The organism is Streptomyces sp. NPDC047014, from assembly GCF_040644195.1.
GTDB lineage: Bacteria > Actinomycetota > Actinomycetes > Streptomycetales > Streptomycetaceae > Streptomyces.
In genome coordinates, this window is sequence record NZ_JBEYVX010000102.1 from 1 (window position 1) to 20,372 (window position 20,372).

A 20,372-nucleotide genomic window follows, 5' to 3' on the forward strand; every position below is an offset into this window, starting at 1 on the left:
GCGCCGCCCGCGCGGAGCCCCGTACCGCCGCGGCCCGCGCCGAAGCCGACGCCGGTGGCGGTGTCGCCCGCGCCGGTGGTGCCGTCGGCTTCGCCGTCGCCCTCCCCCAGCCGGGAGAAGCCCTCGCCCACGCCGTCGCCGAGCGCGTCCTCGGCGAAGCCGAGCCCGTCGCCGTCGCCGAAGCCGAAGCCGCCGGAGCCGTTCCGGGTGGCCCGTCTGCCTTTCTCGGCCGGCGGTGACCACACCGGGCCCGAGCTCCAGATCTGGCGCAGCAGCTGGGTGTGGCAGCGGTGGGGGCTGGAGGTGGGGGGCCGGCGGTTCGGGCACGGGATCACGGTCAACTCGCGTTCCACGGTGGAGATCGCGCTGAACCGCCAGTGCACGTCGTTCTCGGCGCAGGCCGGGGTGGACGGCCTGTCGCGGTTCACGGACGGGCGCGTGCGGTTCTCCGTGTACGGGGACGGGCAACGGCTGTGGCAGTCCGGGGCGCTCGGCCCCGAGGATCCGCCCGTCGCGGTGCAGGTCCCCCTGACGGGGCAGAAGACGTTGCGGCTGGTGGTGGAGAAGGCCGCCGGGCCGGGCAGCCTGCCGATACTGGCGAGCTGGGCGGATGCCGTGATCGGCTGCCGCTGAGGGCGACTTCCCGCTGACGGAGCTTGCCTGTCGGCCCTGGGGAGTTGGGGCGGCGGCCCGCGTAGGTAGCCCTCGAACAGGACTTCGCGAGGGCGGGGCTCTGACCGGCCAGCCGGAACCGGACCGTGCGGAGGTCTTGGCCGCGCTGGTCCGTCTGCGGCCGATCTCGGCGCCGCGCTGCTTTCGGTGGCGCTGCCGGTCTTTTGCTTCGCCCTGATGGCTGCAGTGCCTTGGCTGCTCTTGGAGCGCGTTGAGGCCATGCACATCTGTTCCGCTCTGCCCGCTGGGCTCGCGGCCAGTTCGTACGGACCGTTCCGGTCGGGGCGCAGGACTGGGCGGGCGAACGCCACCGGGGCCCAGTGCAGCCCCGTCGTCGCCGCCCGTCGGGGGCTGGGGCCGTCGGAAGTGGCAGCTGTACGCGCCTTCGTGTGCAAGCCAGGGTTCGGCGTCCGGCGCGTTGCGCACGGCGGGGTGCCCCAGTCCTCGGCGGCGCGCGGCGGTCTCGTACTCGCCCCGTACCCGACGGCCTACCGACGTGCGCAAGCCACCACCCGACGGCCCGCCCCAGTGCGCAAGGCCGCGCCCGCCGGGCAGGCGACCGGTCCTCGGGTCCGGCGGGGCGGGCGCGGGCGCCACGCCCTGCCCCCGCGCCCGGCGGCCCACCCCAGCGCTCAAGGCCGTGCCCGCAGGGCAGGCAGCCGACCCCCGTGCCCGCACCCGGCGGGTGGTCGCGGTCGGCCGGACTCCGTCCCCGCGCTCGGCGGCACAGGCGCGGGCACGTCCCGCGCCCGGCGGCCCGCCCCAGTGCGCAAAGCCGCGCCCGCCGGGCGGCGACCGGCCCCCGCGCGTGGTCGCGGGCGCCGGGCTTCGCCCCCGCGCTCGGCACGGAGGCGCGGGCGGCCGGTCCACGGGCCCGGCGGGCCCCCGCGGGCGACGCGCCCCGCCCCCGCGTCCCGTGGCGCGGCCGCAGGGACCGGCCGTCCTACGACAGGGCCGGTCTGTGGGCCGGGACGCCCTCCGGGACTGCTCGGCGGTGGGGGGTTGTGGTGCCTGTCCAGCAGGTGCCGCGGCGGGAGAGGAGGCGGTGGAGCCAGAGTTCCATCGAGACCAGTTCCGCCAGGCCGTCCAGGGGGACCGGGCGGCCCTCCGCCGCGTCGAGGAGGGCCTGGCGGACCACGCGGGCCTCGATCAGGCCGGCGTCCGCGAGCAGCGGGGCGGCGAAGAGGTCCAGGAGGGCGCCGAGGGCGGCGCGCAGCCCGAGGCGGGTCGCGGTCTCGTTCGGGATGTGCGCGGTCACCCCCCAGCCGGGCGGCAGTTCGCGCACCCCGGCCGAGACCAGGACGCTGCGCAGGATCGCGGCCCGCGCGCCGGGCTGGACGCGCAGGGATTCGGGGAGGGCGCGGGCGGCCCGTACGACCTGGTTGTCGAGGAAGGGGGCGTGCAGGCGCTGGCTGCGGACCTCGACGGCCTGTTCGAAGACGCGGTGGTCGGCGGCGTGCCGGGCGAGTACGGAGCGGGCGCGGGCCTCCCCCGGCCGCAGCGACAGCGGGGGCCGTCCGGCGGCCGCCGCGAGCCGGATCGATACTTCCGCCAGCGCCTCCCCCGTGAGCCAGCCCGCCGCCGGGCCGGGCCGGGCCCAGGTCAGCGCGGCGAGGGAGGCGTCCACCGGGCCGGAGGCGCGCTCGGTGACCGCGCCCTCGCGGAGCCGGGCCGCGGCGGCTTCCATGCCCGCGCGGTACGACGTACGGGCGAGTCTGCGGGCCGCCGCGTACACGGTCAGCGGTACGAGCAGGGACTCGCCGGCGGCTCCGGCGGCGGAGGCCGAGCGGGCCAGGGCGGCCACGGGGCGCAGCAGGTGGCGACGGCGGCGGTCCATCAGGAGGTCGGCGAGGCGGGCGGGGTGGGCGTCGAGGACCTGGCGGGCTCCGTGGCCGGTGAAGTGGTCGGCGGATCCGGCGGCGAGCCGGCGCCGTTCGCGGGCGGCGGCCACCAGGGAGGGGCCGGGTTCGTCGGTGAGCGGGCCGTCCAGGTCGGCGTACGGGAGGGCTTCCTCGGCGGCGGCGACCACGACGTGGTGCAGGCGCGGGTCGGCGGCGAGGGCCCGGGCCCGTTCCATCTCCGGTTCGCGGCCCTGCGGGGTGGCCAGGTCGTTGAAGGTGACGGCGAGCAGCCGGGCCCCGGCGGGGCTGGTCAGGCTGCCCGGCGCGCCCGGCAGCCCGGCGGCGAGCAGGGCGAGCGTGGCGGAGGCGCTGCCTCCGGAGAGGTCGGCGCCGACTCCGGGGGCGGGGGCGCCGCGCGCGGCCCGCCGGTCGGCGGGGCCCATGCCGGGCACGGGGCCGGGATCGTACGGTGCGGCCGTCTCGGGAGCATGCCGGGGCGCCGTGAGCCGGGCGCGCACGGCGTCCACCAATGCTTCCCGTACGCCCTCCACCGCGCGCTCCGCGTCCGCCTCGGGCGCGGACACCGCGAGCGAGGCGACCTGCTCGTAGCCGGTGATCTCGCGGGAGCCCTCGCGCAGGATCAGGGCGTGGCCGGGCGGGATGCGGCGGACGCCGGCGTACGGGGTGCCGTCGCCCAGGGCCTCCGGGCTGTCCGGGCAGGCGAGCAGGGCGGCGAGATGGCCGATGTCGAGCTGCGCCTCGATGAGGTCGGCGAGCGGGAGGGCGGCGGTGGCGTACGCGGTGCCGCTCGCCCAGGGGGTGTAGAAGACGGGCCGGGCGCCCGCGAGGTCGCCGAGCACGGTGATGCGGCGGCCGGCCTGGACGACGGCGGTGTAGCTGCCGGACCACTGGGTGAGGTGGCGCAGGGCGCCGCCGCGGGCCGCGTAGAGGGCACGGCGCAGTTCGGCGTCGGTGGCGCCGCAGCAGCCGAGGACGGCGAGCCGGGTGAAGGGGTCGGCGGGGTCGGCGGTGAGGGTGCGGATCTCGTCGGGGCGCCAGTCGCCGACGGCCCAGAGGGGGTCGGGGTCGCCCCAGAGGAGCTGGGCGCCGACGGGGTGGACGGTGCGTTCGGCGTCCGCGCCGGGGTCGTCGGCGTGGGCGGCGTCCGCGATGCCGCCGCGGAGGTCGGCGTGGGCGGGGTCGTATCCGGGGGAGCCGCCGTATGCGGGGGCACCGCTTCCGTGGGAGCCGTGGCCGCCGGGGCCGTACGCGCCGCCGGGGCCCGGGACCCGGCCGGCCGTGCCGAAGCTCGCGGCGATACTGCTCCAACCCACCAACCAGCGCACCGCCGCCTCCCCAGCCCGTGGGCACATGACCGGGGCACAGGCAGCACGGACAGCGCTGAGGGCGCGGCCGAGGGAGCCCCGGTGGCTCGGGTCCATGCTGCCACGGGACAGGCGCGCGAGAGAGGCCAAAGGGGGCGCGCGGGCAAAGGAACACGCGCCGTGCACGCAGTATTTGACGTTCCGTTCCCCCCGCCCCATAGGTCGCTTTCAGCCAATCTTCGGCCGCGCGCGGCATCGTCGGGCGCCCTCGGCGCACGGCGTACGGGCGCGGTCCGGGAGGCGGGACGCGCCCCCCGGACCGTTCCGCCACCCGCGGGGATTGAGGCAGCGGCGTCCCCCGGCCCGCCCGTCCGGGCAGCGGGCCGACCCACGCACGGCACATCGAATCGCCGGGTCACCGGCCCGGCCAGAGCGCACGGGCGGGCGCACGGCCACACGCACGGAGCACGCCTCGGGACGTGCGCCCCCGGCGCCGGGGGCGGGTCGCTCCGCGCAAACGGACAACAATCCCGCCATTGGGAAGTAAGGGCCTTAACGCTTGGGAGGCGGGGAACTACGCTGGGTTTACGAAATGCCGGGCGCCTATGCCCCGGCGGCGTATGCGTTCCGCGTGTGACGAGGGGTGGCGCATGACCAGGGAGCTACGCGAGCCCAACGAGAAGCTCGGCGCCGTCCTCGCCCTCGCGGGCATCAGCAACGCCGGGCTGGCCCGGCGGGTCAACGATCTCGGCGCGCAGCGCGGCCTGACGCTTCGGTACGACAAGACCTCGGTGGCCCGGTGGGTGTCGAAGGGCATGGTGCCGCAGGGCGCCGCCCCGCATCTGATCGCCGCCGCGATCGGCGCGAAGCTGGGGCGCCCGGTGCCGCTGCACGAGATCGGTCTGGCGGACGCGGATCCGGCGCCCGAGGTGGGGCTGGCCTTCCCGCGGGACGTGGGCGCGGCGGTGCGCTCGGCCACCGACCTCTACCGGCTGGACCTCGCGGGGCGGCGCGGGGGTGGCGGGATCTGGCAGTCGCTCGCGGGTTCCTTCTCGGTGGCGGCGTACGCGACGCCCGCCTCGCGGTGGCTGATATCTCCCGCCGACGGTTCGGTGGCGCGCGAGCCGGCGGGGCATGCGGGATCCGCGGGCCCCGCGCACCATCCGCCCCCGGGCGGCACGGCGGCGACGAGCGCGGCAGCGACGGCCGCAGCGGCGACGGCCACGACGGCCCCGGACACGGCGGCGCCCCGCGCCGAGAGCCCCGACGCGGCCTCCCGCACCGCACCGGCCCAGCCCGGTCCGCGGCCCGCGCCGGAGGGCCGCACGACCGGCCCGGCGACCGGGGCGATGACCGGCCCGATGGCAGGATCACCCGCGGCCGGCCAGCCGAACGGCCACACGGCAGGCCAGGCGAACGGCCCGGCCGCCGGCCCCTCGGCAGCCCCGCCGTCCACCGCCGTTGTGCCCGCGCCGCCCGGCGCCGAAACGCCGCGTGACCACGTGCAGCGTGTCGGCCACAGCGATGTCAGCAAGCTGCGCGAGGCCGCCGAGGACGCGCGCCGCTGGGACTCCAAGTACGGCGGCGGGGACTGGCGTTCGTCGATGGTCCCCGAGTGCCTGCGCGTGGACGCGGCGCCGCTGCTGCTCGGCTCGTACACCGACGAGGTGGGCCGCGCCCTCTTCGGCGCGACCGCCGAACTGACCCGGCTGGCCGGCTGGATGGCCTTCGACACCGGCCAGCAGGAGGCGGCCCAGCGCTACTACATCCAGGCGCTGCGCCTGGCCCGCGCGGCCGCGGACGTACCGCTCGGCGGTTATGTCCTGGCCTCGATGTCCCTCCAGGCGACCTACCGGGACTTCCCCGACGAGGGCGTGGACCTCGCGCAGGCGGCCGTCGAGCGCAACCGGGGCCTGGCCACCGCCCGCACCATGAGCTTCTTCCGGCTGGTCGAGGCGCGGGCGCACGCGAAGGCGGGCGATTCCGCGGCGGCCGGGGCGGCGCTGCGGGCCTCGGAGGGCTGGCTGGAGCGGGCGCGGGCGGGCGATCCGGATCCGACCTGGCTGGGTTTCTACTCGTACGACCGTTTCGCGGCGGATGCGGCGGAATGCTACCGGGATCTGAAACTGCCCCGGCAGGTACGGCGCTTCACCGAGCAGGCGCTGTCCCGGCCCACCGAGGAGTACGTGCGCTCCCACGGGCTGCGGCTGGTGGTGAGCGCGGTGGCCGAACTGGAATCGGGCAATCTGGACGCGGCGTGCGCGGCGGGTACCCGGGCGGTGGAAGTGGCGGGCAGGATCTCCTCCGCGCGGACGACCGAATACGTACGGGACCTGCTGCACCGGCTGGAACCCTACGGGGACGAACCGCGCGTGGCGGAGCTGCGCGAGCGGGCGCGGCCGCTGCTGGTGGCGCCGGCGTAGCGACCCGCGTGGCCGGGTTGTCGGTGCGGGGGTGCAGTATGCAGGGGTGGGAGGTGTCAGCGTGGGCGGCGGCGTGGACTGCGATGTGCTGGTGATCGGTGGCGGGATCGTCGGCCTGTCGACGGCGCATGCCTTGTCGCGCCTGGCTCCGGGGACCCGGGTGGTCGTCCTGGAGAAGGAGTCCGGCCCGGCCCGGCACCAGACGGGGCGCAACAGCGGGGTGATCCACAGCGGGATCTACTACCGCCCGGGCTCGCTCAAGGCGCGCTTCGCGGTGCGGGGCGCGGCGGAGATGGTGAAATTCTGTGCGGAGCACGGCATTCCGCACGAGGTGACGGGCAAGCTGATCGTCGCCACGGAGCGGGAGGAGCTGCCGCGGCTGCACGCCCTGGTCCAGCGCGGCCGGGAGAACGGCATCCCGGTGCGCGAGCTGGGCCCGGCCCAGATCACCGCGTACGAGCCGCAGGTGCGCGGGCTGGCCGCGATCCACGTCGGCAGCACGGGCATCGTGGACTACGGCCGGGTCACGGAGCAGCTGGCGGAGTCCTCGGGCGCGGAGATCGTCTACGGCGGCGCGGTGGACCTCATCTCGCGCCGGTCCTCGGCGGTGGCGGTGCGCACCACGTCCGGCCTGGTGGTCCGGGCGCGGGTGCTGGTGAACTGCGCGGGCCTCCAGTGCGACCGGATCGCGCGGCTGGCCGGGGACGAGCCGGGCATGCGGATCATCCCCTTCCGGGGCGAGTACTACGACCTGGCGCGGCCGGAGCTGGTGCGCGGGCTGGTCTATCCCGTGCCGGACCCGGCGTTCCCCTTCCTCGGGGTGCACCTGACCCGCGGGATCGGCGGCGGTGTCCACGTCGGGCCGAACGCGGTGCCCGCGCTGGCCCGCGAGGGCTACTCCTGGTCGACGGTGCGGCCGCGGGACCTCGCGGACGAGCTGGCCTGGCCCGGCGCCTGGCGGATGGCCTCCCGGCACTGGCGGTACGGCACGGGCGAGATCCGCCGCTCCCTGTCAAAGGCCGCCTTCACCCGGGCGGTACGCCGCCTCCTCCCGGCCGTCGACCCGGCGGACCTCCGCCCGGCCGCGGCCGGGGTCCGCGCGCAGGCCGTCCTGCGGGACGGCACCCTGGTGGACGACTTCCTCATCCGGGACGCCCCCCGCACGGTCCACGTGCTCAACGCCCCCTCCCCGGCGGCCACGGCCTCCCTCCCGATCGGCCGGGAGATAGCCACCCGCGCCCTGCGCACCCTGACCTCGTCCTGACCCTCCGGCCCGCCCCGCCCGATGCAGGTGCGGGGCGGCCCGGGTGCGCCCGCGGCCGCGTCCCCCGCCCGGCTCGCGCAGCGGCGCGGCGGGCCCCCGGCGTAGAATCAGCGCATTGTGTCTGAGTCCCTGAACCCCACGCCGCCCGCCGTCCCGGACGCGACCGTCGCCGAGCCCGTCGCCGACCCCGCGCCGGAGGCGAACTCGTACGTGCCGCCCAAGTGGCGCACCGAGCCCCGCTTCCCCGACGGCCCCGCGCCCGACCCGGCCGGCTCGCACCACGAGCGGCGGATCCGGAGCTTCCAGCCACGGCGCAGCCGGGTCACCACCGGCCAGGGCGAGGCCCTCAAGCGGCTCTGGGGCACCTGGGGCCTCGACATCGACGGCCACGAGGTCATCGACCTCAAGGAACTCTTCGACGGCCTGCCCGTCGTCCTGGAGATCGGCTTCGGCATGGGCGAGGCCACCGCCCAGATGGCCGCCGCCGACCCCGCCACCGGCATCCTCGCCGCGGACGTGCACACCCCCGGGCAGGGCAACCTCCTCGCCCTCGCCGAACGCAACGGCCTCAGCAACATCCGCGTGGCCAACGGCGACGCCATCATCCTGCTCCGCGAGATGCTGCCGCCCGCCTCCCTCGACGGCATCCGCGTGTACTTCCCGGACCCGTGGCCCAAGGCCCGCCACCACAAGCGCCGGCTGATCCAGCCCGAGTTCCTCACCCTCGCCGCCACCCGCCTCGCGCCCGGGGCCGTACTGCACTGCGCCACGGACTGGGAGCCGTACGCCGAGCAGATGCTCGAAGTCCTCAGCGCGCACCCGGACTTCGAGAACACCCAGGCGGACGGCGGCTACGCGCCGCGCCCCGGTTTCCGCCCCCTCACCCGCTTCGAGGGACAGGGCCTGGACAAGGGGCACCTCGTACACGACTTGCTCTTCCGCCGCACGCAGAACTGACAACGTCACCGCGCGTGTCGGACCTGCTCGCTAGGGTCATCATGTGTTCCGAGCGCTCCGCCTCCCGCTGACGCCGGGAGGTACCCCCCGGCTCGCGCGCCCGTCCGGCACGGTCCGCATGTGCGTGCTCCTTCTGCTGCTCGCCGCCACCGGCATCGCCATCCTCGACATGGTGCGCGAGCAGACCGGCACCTCGGGCTTCTTCGTCGGCCTGGGCCTGGCCCTGCTGCCGGTGGCGCCGCTGATGGCGGCCTTCCGGTGGCTCGGCCGGGCCGCGCCCGCGCCCTGGGCGCAGCTGATGTTCTGCTTCGCCTGGGGCGCCTGCACCGCCGCGCTGATCGCCATACTGGCCAACAACTTCGCCACCCAGTGGATAGCCGCGGCCACCGCCGACCCCTCGGACGCCGACCAGCTCGGCTCGGTGGCGATCGCCCCGGTGGTGGAGGAGAGCGCCAAGGCGGCCGCCCTGCTGCTGGTGTTCGTCTTCCGCAGACGCCATTTCACCGGCCCCGCCGACGGGTTCGTGGTGGCCGGCTTCACCGCGACCGGCTTCGCCTTCACCGAGAACATCCTCTATCTCGGCAACGCCTACGGGCAGGACCTCGCCGCGGGCACCGGCGTACTGGACTCGCTCACGGCGGCGACCTTCTTCGTACGGGTGGTGCTCTCGCCCTTCGCGCACCCGCTGTTCACCGTCCTCACCGGCCTCGGCTTCGGCGCCGCCGCACTCGCCGTACGCCGCTCCCAGCGGGTCTGCCTCCCGCTGCTCGGGCTGGCGCTGGCCATGGGCATGCACGCGCTGTGGAACGGCTCCTCGCAGTTCGGTGACCACGGCTTCTACGCGGTCTACGCCAGCGTGATGGTCCCGTGCTTCGGGGTGCTGGTGTGGCTGGCGGTGCGCATACGGCGCGACCGGCTCAGGGCCGTCGCCGAGGAGCTGGCGCTGTACGCGGCCGCGGGCTGGTTCGGCCCGGCGGAGGTGCCCGCGCTGGCGTCCATGCCGGCCCGCGCGCTGGCCCGCGACCTGGCCCGGCGCAGCGGGGGCCGGGCGGCGGCGCGCGCGGTCGCCCGGTACGAGGCGGACGCGGCGGCCCTGGCGCTGCTGCGGCACCGGGCCCGGCGGGGCGGGCCGCTGCGGGAGCCGGATTTCGCCCGGCGGGAGCGGGAGCTGCTGCACCGGCTGTGGCGGCGCCGCGCGACGGCGGCTCCGGCGCTGGCGCGGGCGGCGGTGCTGGAGGAACTGCTGCCGCTGTCGTTCGACCCGCTGGGGGTGGCGGTGGCCGTACGGGAGGTGGCGGTGGCGGGCGTTCCGGGGCCGCGGGCGGTGGAGGCGCGTGAGGTGGAGGCGCCGGCCGTGGAGCCGCTGGTGGTGGAGCCTCTGGCGGTGGAGCCGTACCTCAGACGTTCAGGCCCTTGGACTCCAGCCATGCCAGCGGGTCCACCGTTGATCCGCCCTTGCGTACTTCCAGGTGGAGATGGGGTCCGGTGACATTGCCGGTGGCGCCGACCCGGCCGATGGTGTCGCCGGCGCCGACGGAGCCGGAGGTGACGGACATCGACGACAGGTGGCAGTACCAGACCTCGGTGCCGTCGGCGAGCTGCAGGACGATCCGGTAGCCGTACGCACCGGACCAGCCCGCCGAGGTGATCTTGCCCGCGGCCACGGCCTTGACGGGGGTGCCGGTCGGGGCGGCGAAGTCGAGGCCGGTGTGGTGGCCGGAGGACCACATGGAGCCGGAGACCCCGTAGTGCGAGGTGAGGGTGTAGGAGGAGGTCGGCAGGGAGTAGCCGCCGGCCGCGGGGGCGGGGCGCTCCTGCGCGGCCTTGGCCTCCTCGGCGGCCTTCCGGGCGGTCTCGGCCTCTTCCGCCGCCTTCGCCTCGGCCTGGGCCTTGGCCTCCTCGGCGGCCTTGCGGGCCTCTTCGAGCCGGTCCTTCGCCTCCTGCGCGGCGGCGTCCCGCGCGGCCTGCTCGGCCTGCGCCCGCGCCTCGGCCTCGGCGGCCTCGTGCTGGGACTCGGCCTGCTGGAGGATCCGGTTGCGCAGGATCTCCCCGGCGTCGGCGGTCCGGTCGGCGTGCTGGGCGATGACGGGGTTGGCCTGCGCGGCACGCTCGGCGCCCGAACTCGGCTTCTCCTGCTGCCCGTTACCGCCGCCGGACATGATGTCGGGCAGAGCGGGCAGGGATATGGAGACCTGGGGCCGGTCCTGGGCGGTGGCGATCCCGCTGGCCCCGACGGCCGCGATGACGCCGACACCGAGCACGGTGGAGCTACGGGCGAGGCCGCCGCGCTGCTTGGCGACCCGGTGCTTGCCGCGTACCGGACGCACGGAGTCCTCGGTGGGATTCCACTCGCCCCAGGCGCCGGCGGTGGGCGGCTCCTGGATCTCGATGCCGTCGGAGGCAGGCGTGTTGGAGGCCACCGGGGCACTCTCCTCAGGGACGCGAACGCACACGGCGCCGTCTCTTGCGACGACTGGGACGACCGCGCTGCGTTATCGAAAGGTAATAGAAGTGGGGGAGTGATTCCAAGCTGTTGCGCTTGATCGTTCAGACCAATCCCCCACGGGGTGGCTGGCTTTGGCCACCCCTTACCAGGCGAAACCAGCACCAACTGATCTAAACCTCTCGGCATGACCCCACCACTCCAGCCACACCAGCCTCATGACGAGCCGTCAACCAGCTAGCGCAGCGCGCCTATCCGATTACGGAACGTCAGGAGCCCTTGCCGCCGCACCGGGGTGCCTCGCGCCGGGCGGACACGGGGGAGGCGCTCAGCCACTGACAGGCTTCGGGTGCTGGACACGACGAAGGCCCGGTTCCCATGGGAACCGGGCCTTCGTACTGAGTAGCGGGGACAGGATTTGAACCTGCGACCTCTGGGTTATGAGCCCAGCGAGCTACCGAGCTGCTCCACCCCGCGTCGGTAAACACAACTCTACGCCATCCGCGAGGCCCCCTTCGCCATTTATGGTCCCGGACGGCCACCAACCCGTATCGCCGCAGGTCACAGCGCCCGAAACCGCTCAGAAAGCCGCCTCGCAGACCAAGATCATCTCTGTTGCCCGCCGGTGACACTGCGGCGATCGTTCCGCGATCGCCCGCGGGCGATGATTCTCCTGTCGCGGAGGCCAGGGGGAAGACCGACCGGCCGACCGGCGACATCGACCGCACCGCACCGCACCGCACCGCACCACCACCACCGCATACCGGCCCGGCGTACCGCCGTGGCCCCTGTGATTCCTCGGGGGGAGTCCACCATGTCCGTTCGCACCGCAGCCGCCATCGCAGTCGTCGCCGGCGTCGTCACCACTCTGCTGCCGCTCGCGGCCACCGCCGCGTCCGCCACGCCCACCGCAGCCACCGCGGCCACCGCCCCGGCAGCCACCGCCGAAGCCCACGCCGTGCTCCGTACGGAGATGGGCACTCCGGTCCCCAACGGCCCCCTCACCCGCGGCGGTGCCACCGAGTCCTTCGACCTGACGGTGAAGAACCCGACCGGCGCGCCCGTCGCGTACAAGCCGTGGCTGCTCCTCGACCCGACGGGCCCGAGCCTGCTCCAGGAGAAGGACGTCGTCTTCAAGGTCGAGGCGGTGGACGCCCCGGCGACCCGGTCCTCCGTCGGCCGGCAGGACGGCGGCTGGCAGGGCATGTTCGCCCCCGTCACCGGCTCCAAGGACTCCCCGGACGCCTTCGACATCCCGGCCCACGGCCGGATGACCTGGAAGGTCACCATCGGCCTGGACGCGAACTACCCCACCAACAACGGCGACTTCAAGCTCACCGCCACCAGCTACAACAACTCCGTCGCGCCCGGCGGCGCCGACTCCCACCTCTTCGCGGTCGACCCGAAGATCAAGACCGGCGAGCTCAAGACCTGGCTCAAGCAGGTCGGCTCGGGCAAGGACGGCCAGGAGCAGCGCGCGTACTTCGACCTGAACTACCGGGCCACCGGCGACGGCACGTTCGACACCGCCCTCGCCACCACCCTCAGCCTCTCCCACCCGGGCAAGCAGGACGCCAAGTTCTACGTACAGGCCCTGCACGACGGCCGCTGGCAGGACCTGCGGGCGAAGGACGGCCGCTACGAGCTGCCCCGCATCCCCAAGGGCTTCGGCGCCGCCTCCGGCCTCCACACCCTGCCGCTGCGCATCAGCCTCGGTCTCGACACCGGCCTCACCGGGCGCACCGTCATCACGATGAACGCCGAGGTCCGCCAGGCCGAGGGCAACACCTGGCCCCTCCAGACCGCCTCGCTGCGGTTCCCCCTGACCCCGATCGTCGAGCCGGCCCCCGTGACACCGGCCCCGGCCCCGTCCACCACCCCGCCGGCCCAGCAGACCGTAGCGAAGACCACGACCACCACGGCTGCAACGACCACGACGGCGACGACGGCGACGACGGCCACGGCGAACACCACGCCCACCACCGGCGCCCTCGCCAGCACCGGCGCGGGCTCCTCCACCGGCCTGTACGCCGCCCTCGCGGGCGCCCTGCTCGCGCTCGGCGCGGCCGCGGTCCGGCTCGGCCGTCGCCGCCGCGTCTCAGCCTGAGCCGCCGGCTCAGCCGCCCGCGGGCGGACGCCGGCGCGTCAGAACCCGCGTCGTACTCCCGTCGCTCTCCATGACATCCCGCACATGCGTGAAGCCGATCCGCCCCAGCAGCGCCAGCGAGACGGTGTTGGGCGCGGCCACGGTGGCGTGCACCTCGGTCAGCCCGAGGGCCCCGAAGCCGTACGCGACGACCGCCTCCGCGATCTCGGTGCCGAGGCCGGCTCCCCAGGCCGCGGGGGCCAGGGCGTAGATGATCTCGTGGCCGCCGGTCTCCTCGGTCCGCTTGATCTCGGCGTGCCCGACGAACCGGCCGTCCTGCCGCACGGCCCACACGTCGAAGAGGTCCCGGGCGTAGACATGGGTGAAGATCCGCCCGAAGAGCGCCCGGTCCTCGGCCTCGGTAGAGGGCCCCTCCCCCATCCACCGGGACACCCTCACATCCTGGAAGAGCGCGACGAAGTCCTCCTCGTCGCCAGGAACATACGGTTCGAGACACAGCCGTTCGGTACGCAGCACAGAAGTCACACCCCGACGCTACCGACCCGCCCCGCCATCAGCTCTCGCATTTCCCCGCGAACGGGTCCGGCTCCCCCGTCCACGGGTCGATGCCCAACTCGTTCTCCGGCAAGGAACCCTCCCCGCTCGCTCCCCTGCGCGCCCCCGGCACAGCGGAGCGCCCCACTCGGCCGGAACCGGGTGGGGCGCTCAGGAGCAGGTCAGAGGGGGCAGCCCCACGCCTGCGAGACGTAGGCCATGTCGGACTCGAACCGACAACCAACGGATTAAAAGTCCGCTGCTCTGCCAATTGAGCTAATGGCCCTCCACGTGCTCACCCCAGAGCATAGCCGGACAGCGCGGGTCAGCCGATCGGGTATCGGCGGACCGGCCTGTCGCCGGGCGTTCCGGGGCGGGGAAACGGGAAGGGCCCGTACGGCACGAGGTGTCGTACGGGCCCTTCCTCAGGGCTGGTTCAGCCTGCTGGGTCAGCCGTTGCGCTTCCAGCGCGGCTTGTCGTCGCGGCGGCCGCCGAAGGAGCCGGAGCCACCGGAGGGACGGTCGTCGCGGCGGAAGCCACCCGACGGACGGTCGTCACGGCGGAAACCACCGGACGGACGGTCGTCACGACGGAAACCACCACGGTCGCCACCGCGCTCACCGCCACGGTCGTCACGGTTGAAGCCACCGGAGGGGCGGTCATCGCGACGGAAGCCACCCGACGGACGGTCATCGCGGCGGAAACCACCGGACGGACGGTCGTCACGACGGAAACCACCACGGTCGCCACCGCGCTCACCGCCACGGTCGTCACGGTTGAAGCCACCCGACGGACGGTCGTCGCGACGGAAGCCACCCGACGGACGGTCGTCACGGCGGAAGCCGCCAGAGGGACGGTCGTCGCGACGGAAACCACCACGGTCGCCACCGCGGTCGTCACGGTTGAAGCCACCGGAGGGGCGGTCGTCGCGGCGGAAGCCACCCGACGGACGGTCGTCACGGCGGAAACCACCGGACGGACGGTCGTCACGACGGAAGCCACCGCGCTCACCGCCACGGTCGTCACGGCGGAAGCCGCCACGGTCGCCACCGCGGTCGCCGCCACGGTCACGGCGCTCGTAGTTGCCCCGGTCGTCGCGCGGCGGGCGCTGCTCCTCGCGGCGCTCCTGCGCGGCCAGTTCGGCGGCGGCAGCGGCAGCGGCGGCGGCGACCTCCGCCTCGGCGGCCTCGGCCACCTCGGCGACAGCGGCCTCCGGGTCCTCGCCGCGCTCACGCGCGGAGCGGGCGACCAGGCGGTCGGCCTCCTCGCGCAGCTCGGCGGCGCGGCGCGTCATGCGCTCCAGCTGCTTGGTGAGGTCCGCGACCTCGCGCTCGGCCTGCTTGGCCGCGTTGTTGGCGGAGTCGGCCTGGACCTCGGTGAGCGAGCGCGCACCGGTGATCTCGGCGACCTCCGGGTCGAACGCGCCCGCGCCGCCCACGATGTGGCGCGAGGCGTCGACGCCCGCGTCCTCCATCAGACGGAAGATCTGGCGGCGCTGGTGCGGCAGCGCCAGGGAGACCACGACACCGGACTTGCCGGCACGGGCGGTACGGCCCGAGCGGTGCAGGTAGTCCTTGTGGTCGCCGGCCGGGTCCACGTTGAGGACCAGGTCGATGCCGTCGACGTGGATGCCGCGGGCGGCGACGTCGGTGGCGACGAGCGCGTTGACGTAGCCGTCCTTGAAGTCCGCGAGGACGCGGGTACGGGCGCCCTGCGTCATGCCGCCGTGCAGCGCGTCGGCCTTCACGCCCGCCTCGACGAGCTGCTCGGCGATGCGGTCGGCGCCCAGCTGGGTGCGGACGAAGATGATGGTGCGGCCCTTGCGGGCGGCGATGGCGGCGGTGACCGGCGCCTTGTCCTTCGGCTTCACGACGAGGACGTGGTGCGTCATGGTCGTGACGTTGCCCTGCGCGCTGTCGACCTCGTGCGTGACGGGGTGGGACAGGTAGCGCTTGACCAGGGTGCCGATCTCGTTCTCCATGGTGGCGGAGAAGAGCATGCGCTGGCCGCCCTCGGGGATCTGGTCGAGCAGCTCGGTGACCTCGGGCAGGAAGCCCAGGTCGGCCATCTGGTCGGCCTCGTCGAGGACCGCGACCTGGACGTTCTCCAGGGAGCAGGCGCCGCGGTTGATGATGTCGCGCAGACGGCCGGGGGTGGCGACGAGGATGTCGACACCGCGCTCCAGGGCGTAGATCTGGTTGCCCATGGAGGTACCGCCGCAGACGACCTTCATCTTGAGGCCGAGGACGTCGCCGTAGGGCTGGAGGGCGTCCGCGACCTGCATCGCGAGCTCACGGGTCGGCGTGAGGATGATCGCGCGGGGCTTCTTCTTCTCGGTGTGCCCGCCGGCCAGCGCGGCCAGGGTCGGGAGACCGAAGGAGAGGGTCTTGCCGGAGCCGGTGCGGCCGCGGCCGAGGATGTCCTTGCCGGCCAGGGCGTCCGGGATGGTCGCGGCCTGGATCGGGAAGGGGGTGGTGACACCGTTCTGGGCGAGCTTGCGCACGATGCCCTCGGGCAGACCGAGGTCGCCGAAGGTGATCGTGGGCTCGGCGTCGGCGTCCGTGTCGCCGTCGGCGTCGAAGTCGTCGTCGGAGTCCGCGAAGGACTCACCGTTCGTCACGTCGGCCTCAAGAGCCTCGATGATCTCGTTCGCCTCAGCGGCCTCGATGGCCTCGGTGACCACAAGGGCCTCGGCGTCGATGAGCTCGTTGGTGTCGTTCTCGGGCATGACGGAACGGTCAGAACTGGAAATGGACATGCGAAATGCGAAACCTTCCGGAGTCTCGGCACGCGCCCAAACTCCGTGAATCGCAAATCGACCGCCTCAATGCGGTCAGCCACGGCTAGGGAGAGTACGCGCCACACGGCGCTCTTCGGATTCGGCGCCGGGCAATGGGATCAAACGATCTATAACCATACGCACCCTCCCCCGGGTCTGGCAAGTCACTCCGGCCATATCGCCGCTGACCTGCACGAATACCCCGCCCCACGGCCCCGGCCGGACCCGCCCGGCCCCCGCGGGACGCCGCCCAGCCCCTACGCCTGCGGCCCCGCCGGCGGTGTCGGCTCCGGCTGCGGGCTCGACGGACTCGGCATGGGTTCCGTCACAGGAGGCGTCGTGGGCGGCGGAGTCGGCGTCGGGCTGGCCGACGGCTTGCCCCCGCCCGGACCGCCCGCACCGCCCGCGCCCCCGGCGCCGCCCGCGCCGCCCGCGGGCGGCTGCTGCGGGCCCTGCCCGCCCGCCCCACCGCCCGGTCCCGCCGACGGGCCGGGCGCACCCGGCCGGCCGCTCGGCGCGCCCGGGCTGGGCGAGGCGCCGGTCGCCCCGGACGCCTTGCCGTCCTCCTTGCCCCGGCCGTCCTGGCCCGCGGCGGCGTCCTTCGCGCCGTGCCCGTTGCCGTGCACCCCGGAGCCGCGGCCCGAGGCGGTCCCGGCGCCCGCCTCGGCGCCGCCGCGCCGGTCCGCCGCCGCGGAGGGGCCGGGCTTGGCCGCGTCCTCACCGACGCTCATGCAGCCGGCCGTCGCCGCGACCGCGAGCGCGGTGACGGCCAGTCGGAGGGAAGCGGAGAATGGGCGCACGGGGGCACCTCCGGAGCCTGGGGATCGTGGCCCGCTGCAGCGGGTCGATGTGCCCAACTCCCCGTGCCCCGTAAGGGACACGCCCTCACGCGAACAGTTGTCGCGCCACCTGTGAGCCGAGGTGCACCGCGCCGAGCCCCACCAGCACCGACACCACCACGTTCGCCGCGGCCAGGAAGCCCCAGCCGCGCTCGGCCAGCCGCAGGGTCTCGTAGGAGAACGTCGAGTACGTGCTCAGCGCCCCGCACAGCCCCGGCCCCAGCAGCAGCGCCACCCCGGCGGGGACCGCCCCGGCCAGCGTCGCGCCCGTCAGCACCCCCAGGACCAGGCACGCGGCGGTGTTCACGGCGAAGGTCCCCCAGGGGAAGACCGAGTCGTGCCGCTTCTGCACCGCACGGTCCGTCAGGTAGCGCAGCGGCGCGCCGACCACCGCGCCCGCCACCACGAGCAGCCAGTTCACCGGCGCCCCCGCAGCGCCCGACGCGTCACCGCGGCGGCCAGCCACACCGCGCCCAGCGCGGACACCACCGTCAGCCCGGCGTAGGCGAGCGCCCGGCCCGCCCGCCCCTCGTCCAGGAGCAGCGAGAAGTCCAGGGCGTAGGTGGAGAAGGTGGTGAAGCCGCCGAGCACGCCGACCCCGGCGAAGGGCCGCAGCAGCGGATGGGGCGCAGTCCGGCCCTCCTCACTGATCAGCACCATGAGTACGCCGATCAGCGCGCACCCCGAGGCGTTGATCCCCAGGGTCGCCCACGGGAAGGCCCCGGCCCCGGCCGGCCAGAGCAGGGAGATCCCGTACCGGGCCGAGGCCCCCAGCGCGCCGCCGGCGGCGACGGCCGCGAGCACCCGGCCCTGCGGCTCGGTCCCCTGCGCGGGGACGTGGAGGTCGACGTCCGGGTCGATCGCCTCGGCGCCGGAAACGGGCCGGGTCACCCGTACCCCAGTTCGTGCAGCCGCTCGTCGTCGATCCCGAAGTGGTGGGCGATCTCGTGCACCACGGTGACCTCCGTCTCCGCGACCACGCTCTCCCGGTCCTCGCACATCCGCAACGTGGGGTTGCGGTAGATGGTGATCCGGTCCGGCAGCACCCCGGCGTACCACTCGCCGCGGTCGGTCAGCGGGGTTCCCTCGTACAGACCGAGCAGGTCGGGGTCGTCGGCGGGCGGCTCGTCCTCGACGAACACCGCCACGTTGTCCATCAGCCGCATCAGCTCCGGCGGGATCCGGTCCAGGGCCTCTGCGACGAGCTCCTCGAACTCCTCGCGCGTCATCTCCAGCACGGGGCCATTGTCGCCCGGTGCGGGCCGCCGGCCGCCTGTGGGGGGAAACCGTTTTGGCGATACCTCCCCGCATCCCATATGCTTCTCACGTCCCCGACGCGCTGGAAAGCGCCCAGGCGGGCCATAAGCCCTCATCGTCTAGTGGCCCAGGACGCCGCCCTTTCAAGGCGGTAGCACGGGTTCGAATCCCGTTGGGGGTACGCATTACCGTGTGTAAGACTTCGGTCTCGCACACCGCAAGGTCCTGTGGAGCAGTTGGTTAGCTCGCCACCCTGTCAAGGTGGAGGTCGCGGGTTCAAGTCCCGTCAGGATCGCTGAGGCCGGAAACGGTCTCGTGGCTGGGTAGCTCAGTTGGTACGAGCGATCGCCTGAAAAGCGATAGGTCGCCGGTTCGACCCCGGCCCCAGCCACCATCAGGAAGGCCCCGTCCCCCGGACGGGGCCTTCCGTGGTTACTCCCCCTCCTCCGCCGCGGCCCGCGCCCGGCGGCGCCACTGCGCCAGGCCGAAGCCGGCCGCGCCGAGGGCCACCAGCCCGAGCAGGGCCCCGTCCGGGACGGCGCCGGCCGCCGAGCGCACCCACTGCTCCGCCGCGTACGAGTCGTCCACGTCCAGCAGGCCGGGCAGCGCGCTCGCCCCGTCGTAGACGAGGAACAGCGCGCCCAGGGTGATGAAGAACAGCCCGGACAGCAGCGTGGTGGTGTGCAGTTCCAGGCGGCCCGCGCGCAGGACGCGGCCGCGCAGCCAGCGGCGGCGGCCGAGCTCGAACCGCTCCCAGAGCAGGGCCAGCACGAAGAGGGGCACGGCCATGCCGAGGGCGTAGACGGCGAGCAGCAGCCCGCCGTAGACCGGGCTGGCGCTGACCGCCGCGACGGTCAGGACGCTGCCGAGGATCGGGCCCGCGCAGAAGCCGGCCAGGCCGTAGACCGCGCCGAGGGCGTAGACGGACAGGGCGGTGGTCGGCCGGATCCGGCCGGACAGCTCCGACATCCGGCGGGAGGCGAAGCCGAGGCCGAGGATCTGGGCGAGGCCGAGGGCGATGATCAGCCAGCCGCCGGCGAGGACGAGCTGGTCGCGGTTGCTGTGGAAGAACCGCCCCGCGTACGAGCCGGCCGCCCCGAGCGGTACGAGGGTGCTCGCGAGGCCCGCGTAGAAGATGCCGGTACGGGCCAGCAGGCGCGAGGCCGAGTCGATGGAGTACGCGAAGAAGGCGGGCAGGAGCAGGGCGCTGCACGGGCTGAGCAGCGCGAGGAGGCCGCCGAGGAAGGCGGCCAGGTAGCCGATGTCGGTCACCGCTTCGCCTCCGGGTCCGCCGGGGTCGCCGCGGCGGCGGCCGCCTGGTCGATGGCGGCGGAGAAGGCGGCGAGGGGCTGGGCGCCGGCGATGGGCTTGCCGTTGACCAGGAAGGACGGGGTGGAGCTGACGCCGATGCGGTAGCCCTCCTCCTGGTCCTTCTTGAGGGCCGCGGCGGCCTGCTCGCCGGCCATGTCGGCCTTGAACCGCTCCAGGTCGGGGACGCCGGCCTCGCGGGCCAGCTCCAGGAGGCGGGGCTCGGCGTAGCCCTTCTCCTTGGCGCCGTCGGCGTACGCGGCGGCGTGGAAGGCGGCGAACCGGTCCTGCCGGCCCGCCGCCCAGGCGGCGCGGGCGGCGGCCTCGGACTCGGCGCCGAAGATCGGGAAGTTGCGCCACTCGATGCGGAGGGTGCCGTTCTCGACGTACTTCTTGATCAGCTCGGGCTCGGTGTCGCGGGCGAACTTGGCGCAGTAGCCGCACTTGAAGTCGGAGTACTCGATGAGCACGACGGGCGCGTCCGCGCGGCCGGCGGCGAGCTTGTCGCCGGGCTCGCGGCGGGCGAGCGGAGGAGGTGGCGCAGGAGGTCCTCTCCCGGTACGAGGAGGTCGGCCTCATCGACGACGCGGCCTTCGCCGGCGCCTGGGTCGAGTCCCGGCAC

General features: G+C 74.5%; 15 protein-coding genes, 5 tRNA genes and 3 pseudogenes. 10 read left to right on the top strand and 13 right to left on the bottom strand.

Translation table 11 applies throughout. The features are described from left to right. Positions 1 to 428 (bottom strand): annotated as a pseudogene (locus ABZ873_RS30440) (hypothetical protein); the annotation flags it as partial. Here ABZ873_RS30440 and ABZ873_RS30445 point away from each other — a divergent pair. After that, the gene (locus ABZ873_RS30445; protein ID WP_360878815.1) at positions 331 to 633 is read left to right on the top strand and encodes an NPCBM/NEW2 domain-containing protein; all 303 of its coding nucleotides are present in this window, start codon (positions 331 to 333) and stop codon (positions 631 to 633) included. The pseudogene ABZ873_RS30440 and the gene ABZ873_RS30445 sit on opposite strands and share 98 nt — an antisense overlap. A gap of 982 nt (positions 634 to 1,615) precedes the next feature. Here ABZ873_RS30445 and ABZ873_RS30450 read toward each other — a convergent pair. Further along, positions 1,616 to 3,886, bottom strand: a complete 2,271-nt coding sequence (locus ABZ873_RS30450; RefSeq protein ID WP_360878782.1) for an asparagine synthase-related protein — start codon at positions 3,884 to 3,886, stop codon at positions 1,616 to 1,618. Positions 3,887 to 4,488: 602 nt separating this feature from the next. Here ABZ873_RS30450 and ABZ873_RS30455 point away from each other — a divergent pair. The 4 genes from ABZ873_RS30455 (at position 4,489) to ABZ873_RS30470 (ending at position 9,971) form a co-directional block, all read left to right on the top strand. Beyond that, positions 4,489 to 6,261: a sporulation protein gene (locus ABZ873_RS30455; RefSeq protein WP_360878784.1), complete on the top strand. Its 1,773-nt coding sequence runs from the start codon at positions 4,489 to 4,491 to the stop codon at positions 6,259 to 6,261. A gap of 31 nt (positions 6,262 to 6,292) precedes the next feature. After that, positions 6,293 to 7,525, top strand: a complete 1,233-nt coding sequence (gene lhgO, locus ABZ873_RS30460; protein ID WP_360878787.1) for an L-2-hydroxyglutarate oxidase — start codon at positions 6,293 to 6,295, stop codon at positions 7,523 to 7,525. A gap of 210 nt (positions 7,526 to 7,735) precedes the next feature. Beyond that, positions 7,736 to 8,482 (top strand): tRNA (guanosine(46)-N7)-methyltransferase TrmB, encoded by a 747-nt coding sequence (trmB, locus tag ABZ873_RS30465; RefSeq protein WP_360878818.1) that lies wholly within the window; start codon positions 7,736 to 7,738, stop codon positions 8,480 to 8,482. 118 nt (positions 8,483 to 8,600) lie between these two features. Continuing rightward, positions 8,601 to 9,971, top strand: coding sequence for a PrsW family intramembrane metalloprotease (locus tag ABZ873_RS30470; RefSeq protein WP_360878790.1), 1,371 nt, complete (start codon positions 8,601 to 8,603; stop codon positions 9,969 to 9,971). On the opposite strand, the gene ABZ873_RS30475 is transcribed toward ABZ873_RS30470, so the two are convergent. Together ABZ873_RS30475 and ABZ873_RS30480 are read right to left on the bottom strand one after the other, a co-directional pair. Continuing rightward, complete coding sequence (locus ABZ873_RS30475; RefSeq protein ID WP_360878821.1) at positions 9,880 to 10,872, bottom strand: M23 family metallopeptidase; 993 nt, start codon at positions 10,870 to 10,872, stop codon at positions 9,880 to 9,882. The genes ABZ873_RS30470 and ABZ873_RS30475 overlap by 92 nt on opposite strands. Before the next feature lie 456 nt (positions 10,873 to 11,328). After that, positions 11,329 to 11,402 (bottom strand) — tRNA-Met (locus ABZ873_RS30480). A 337-nt stretch (positions 11,403 to 11,739) separates the two neighbouring features. On the opposite strand from ABZ873_RS30480, the gene ABZ873_RS30485 reads away from it, so the two are divergent. After that, positions 11,740 to 13,032 (top strand): hypothetical protein, encoded by a 1,293-nt coding sequence (locus ABZ873_RS30485; RefSeq protein WP_360878792.1) that lies wholly within the window; start codon positions 11,740 to 11,742, stop codon positions 13,030 to 13,032. Between the two features lie 9 nt (positions 13,033 to 13,041). Here the strand turns inward: ABZ873_RS30485 and ABZ873_RS30490 are convergent, their stop codons facing one another. The 7 genes from ABZ873_RS30490 to ABZ873_RS30520 all read right to left on the bottom strand — a co-directional run bounded on the left by ABZ873_RS30490 (position 13,042) and on the right by ABZ873_RS30520 (position 18,423). Further along, the gene (locus tag ABZ873_RS30490) at positions 13,042 to 13,557 is read right to left on the bottom strand and encodes a GNAT family N-acetyltransferase (protein WP_360878795.1); all 516 of its coding nucleotides are present in this window, start codon (positions 13,555 to 13,557) and stop codon (positions 13,042 to 13,044) included. Between the two features lie 222 nt (positions 13,558 to 13,779). Then, a tRNA-Lys gene (locus ABZ873_RS30495) sits at positions 13,780 to 13,852 on the bottom strand. Positions 13,853 to 14,015: 163 nt separating this feature from the next. Beyond that, positions 14,016 to 16,325 carry a DEAD/DEAH box helicase gene (locus ABZ873_RS30500; RefSeq protein ID WP_360878798.1) on the bottom strand — a complete coding sequence of 770 codons (2,310 nt, stop codon included), beginning with the start codon at positions 16,323 to 16,325 and terminating at the stop codon, positions 14,016 to 14,018. A gap of 278 nt (positions 16,326 to 16,603) precedes the next feature. Then, the gene (locus ABZ873_RS30505; RefSeq protein ID WP_360878801.1) at positions 16,604 to 17,146 is read right to left on the bottom strand and encodes a hypothetical protein; all 543 of its coding nucleotides are present in this window, start codon (positions 17,144 to 17,146) and stop codon (positions 16,604 to 16,606) included. 85 nt (positions 17,147 to 17,231) lie between these two features. Continuing rightward, positions 17,232 to 17,606 carry a fluoride efflux transporter CrcB gene (gene crcB, locus ABZ873_RS30510; RefSeq protein WP_360878803.1) on the bottom strand — a complete coding sequence of 125 codons (375 nt, stop codon included), beginning with the start codon at positions 17,604 to 17,606 and terminating at the stop codon, positions 17,232 to 17,234. Continuing rightward, entirely contained in the window at positions 17,603 to 18,076 is a 474-nt protein-coding gene (locus ABZ873_RS30515) for a CrcB family protein (protein WP_360878806.1), read from the bottom strand. Before ABZ873_RS30515 ends, crcB begins: the two co-directional genes overlap by 4 nt. Further along, on the bottom strand, positions 18,073 to 18,423 hold the full coding sequence (locus ABZ873_RS30520) for a metallopeptidase family protein (protein WP_360878809.1): 351 nt from the start codon (positions 18,421 to 18,423) through the stop codon (positions 18,073 to 18,075). The genes ABZ873_RS30515 and ABZ873_RS30520 overlap by 4 nt, the downstream gene beginning before the upstream one ends. Positions 18,424 to 18,550: 127 nt before the next feature. Here ABZ873_RS30520 and ABZ873_RS30525 point away from each other — a divergent pair. From ABZ873_RS30525 to ABZ873_RS30535, 3 genes are all read left to right on the top strand, one after another. Next, a tRNA-Glu gene (locus tag ABZ873_RS30525) sits at positions 18,551 to 18,623 on the top strand. A 40-nt stretch (positions 18,624 to 18,663) separates the two neighbouring features. Continuing rightward, a tRNA-Asp gene (locus ABZ873_RS30530) sits at positions 18,664 to 18,737 on the top strand. 22 nt (positions 18,738 to 18,759) lie between these two features. Continuing rightward, a tRNA-Phe gene (locus tag ABZ873_RS30535) sits at positions 18,760 to 18,836 on the top strand. Between the two features lie 38 nt (positions 18,837 to 18,874). Here the strand turns inward: ABZ873_RS30535 and ABZ873_RS30540 are convergent. Beyond that, positions 18,875 to 19,714 (bottom strand): cytochrome c biogenesis CcdA family protein, encoded by an 840-nt coding sequence (locus ABZ873_RS30540; protein ID WP_360878812.1) that lies wholly within the window; start codon positions 19,712 to 19,714, stop codon positions 18,875 to 18,877. After that, positions 19,711 to 20,277 (bottom strand): annotated as a pseudogene (locus tag ABZ873_RS30545) (thioredoxin domain-containing protein); the annotation flags it as partial. The pseudogene ABZ873_RS30545 and the gene ABZ873_RS30540, both read right to left, overlap by 4 nt. Before the next feature lie 2 nt (positions 20,278 to 20,279). On the opposite strand from ABZ873_RS30545, the pseudogene ABZ873_RS30550 reads away from it, so the two are divergent. Next, positions 20,280 to 20,372: pseudogene (locus tag ABZ873_RS30550) on the top strand (RecX family transcriptional regulator); the annotation flags it as partial.

Bases quoted from the DNA above. Each gene is read 5' to 3' on its own strand.
- ABZ873_RS30450 (WP_360878782.1), bottom strand. From the start codon at position 3,886: ATGTGCCCACGGGCTGGGGAGGCGGCGGTGCGCTGGTTGGTGGGTTGG.
- ABZ873_RS30455 (WP_360878784.1), top strand. From the start codon at position 4,489: ATGACCAGGGAGCTACGCGAGCCCAACGAGAAGCTCGGCGCCGTCCTC.
- ABZ873_RS30470 (WP_360878790.1), top strand. From the start codon at position 8,601: ATGTGCGTGCTCCTTCTGCTGCTCGCCGCCACCGGCATCGCCATCCTC.
- ABZ873_RS30485 (WP_360878792.1), top strand. From the start codon at position 11,740: ATGTCCGTTCGCACCGCAGCCGCCATCGCAGTCGTCGCCGGCGTCGTC.
- ABZ873_RS30500 (WP_360878798.1), bottom strand. From the start codon at position 16,325: ATGTCCATTTCCAGTTCTGACCGTTCCGTCATGCCCGAGAACGACACC.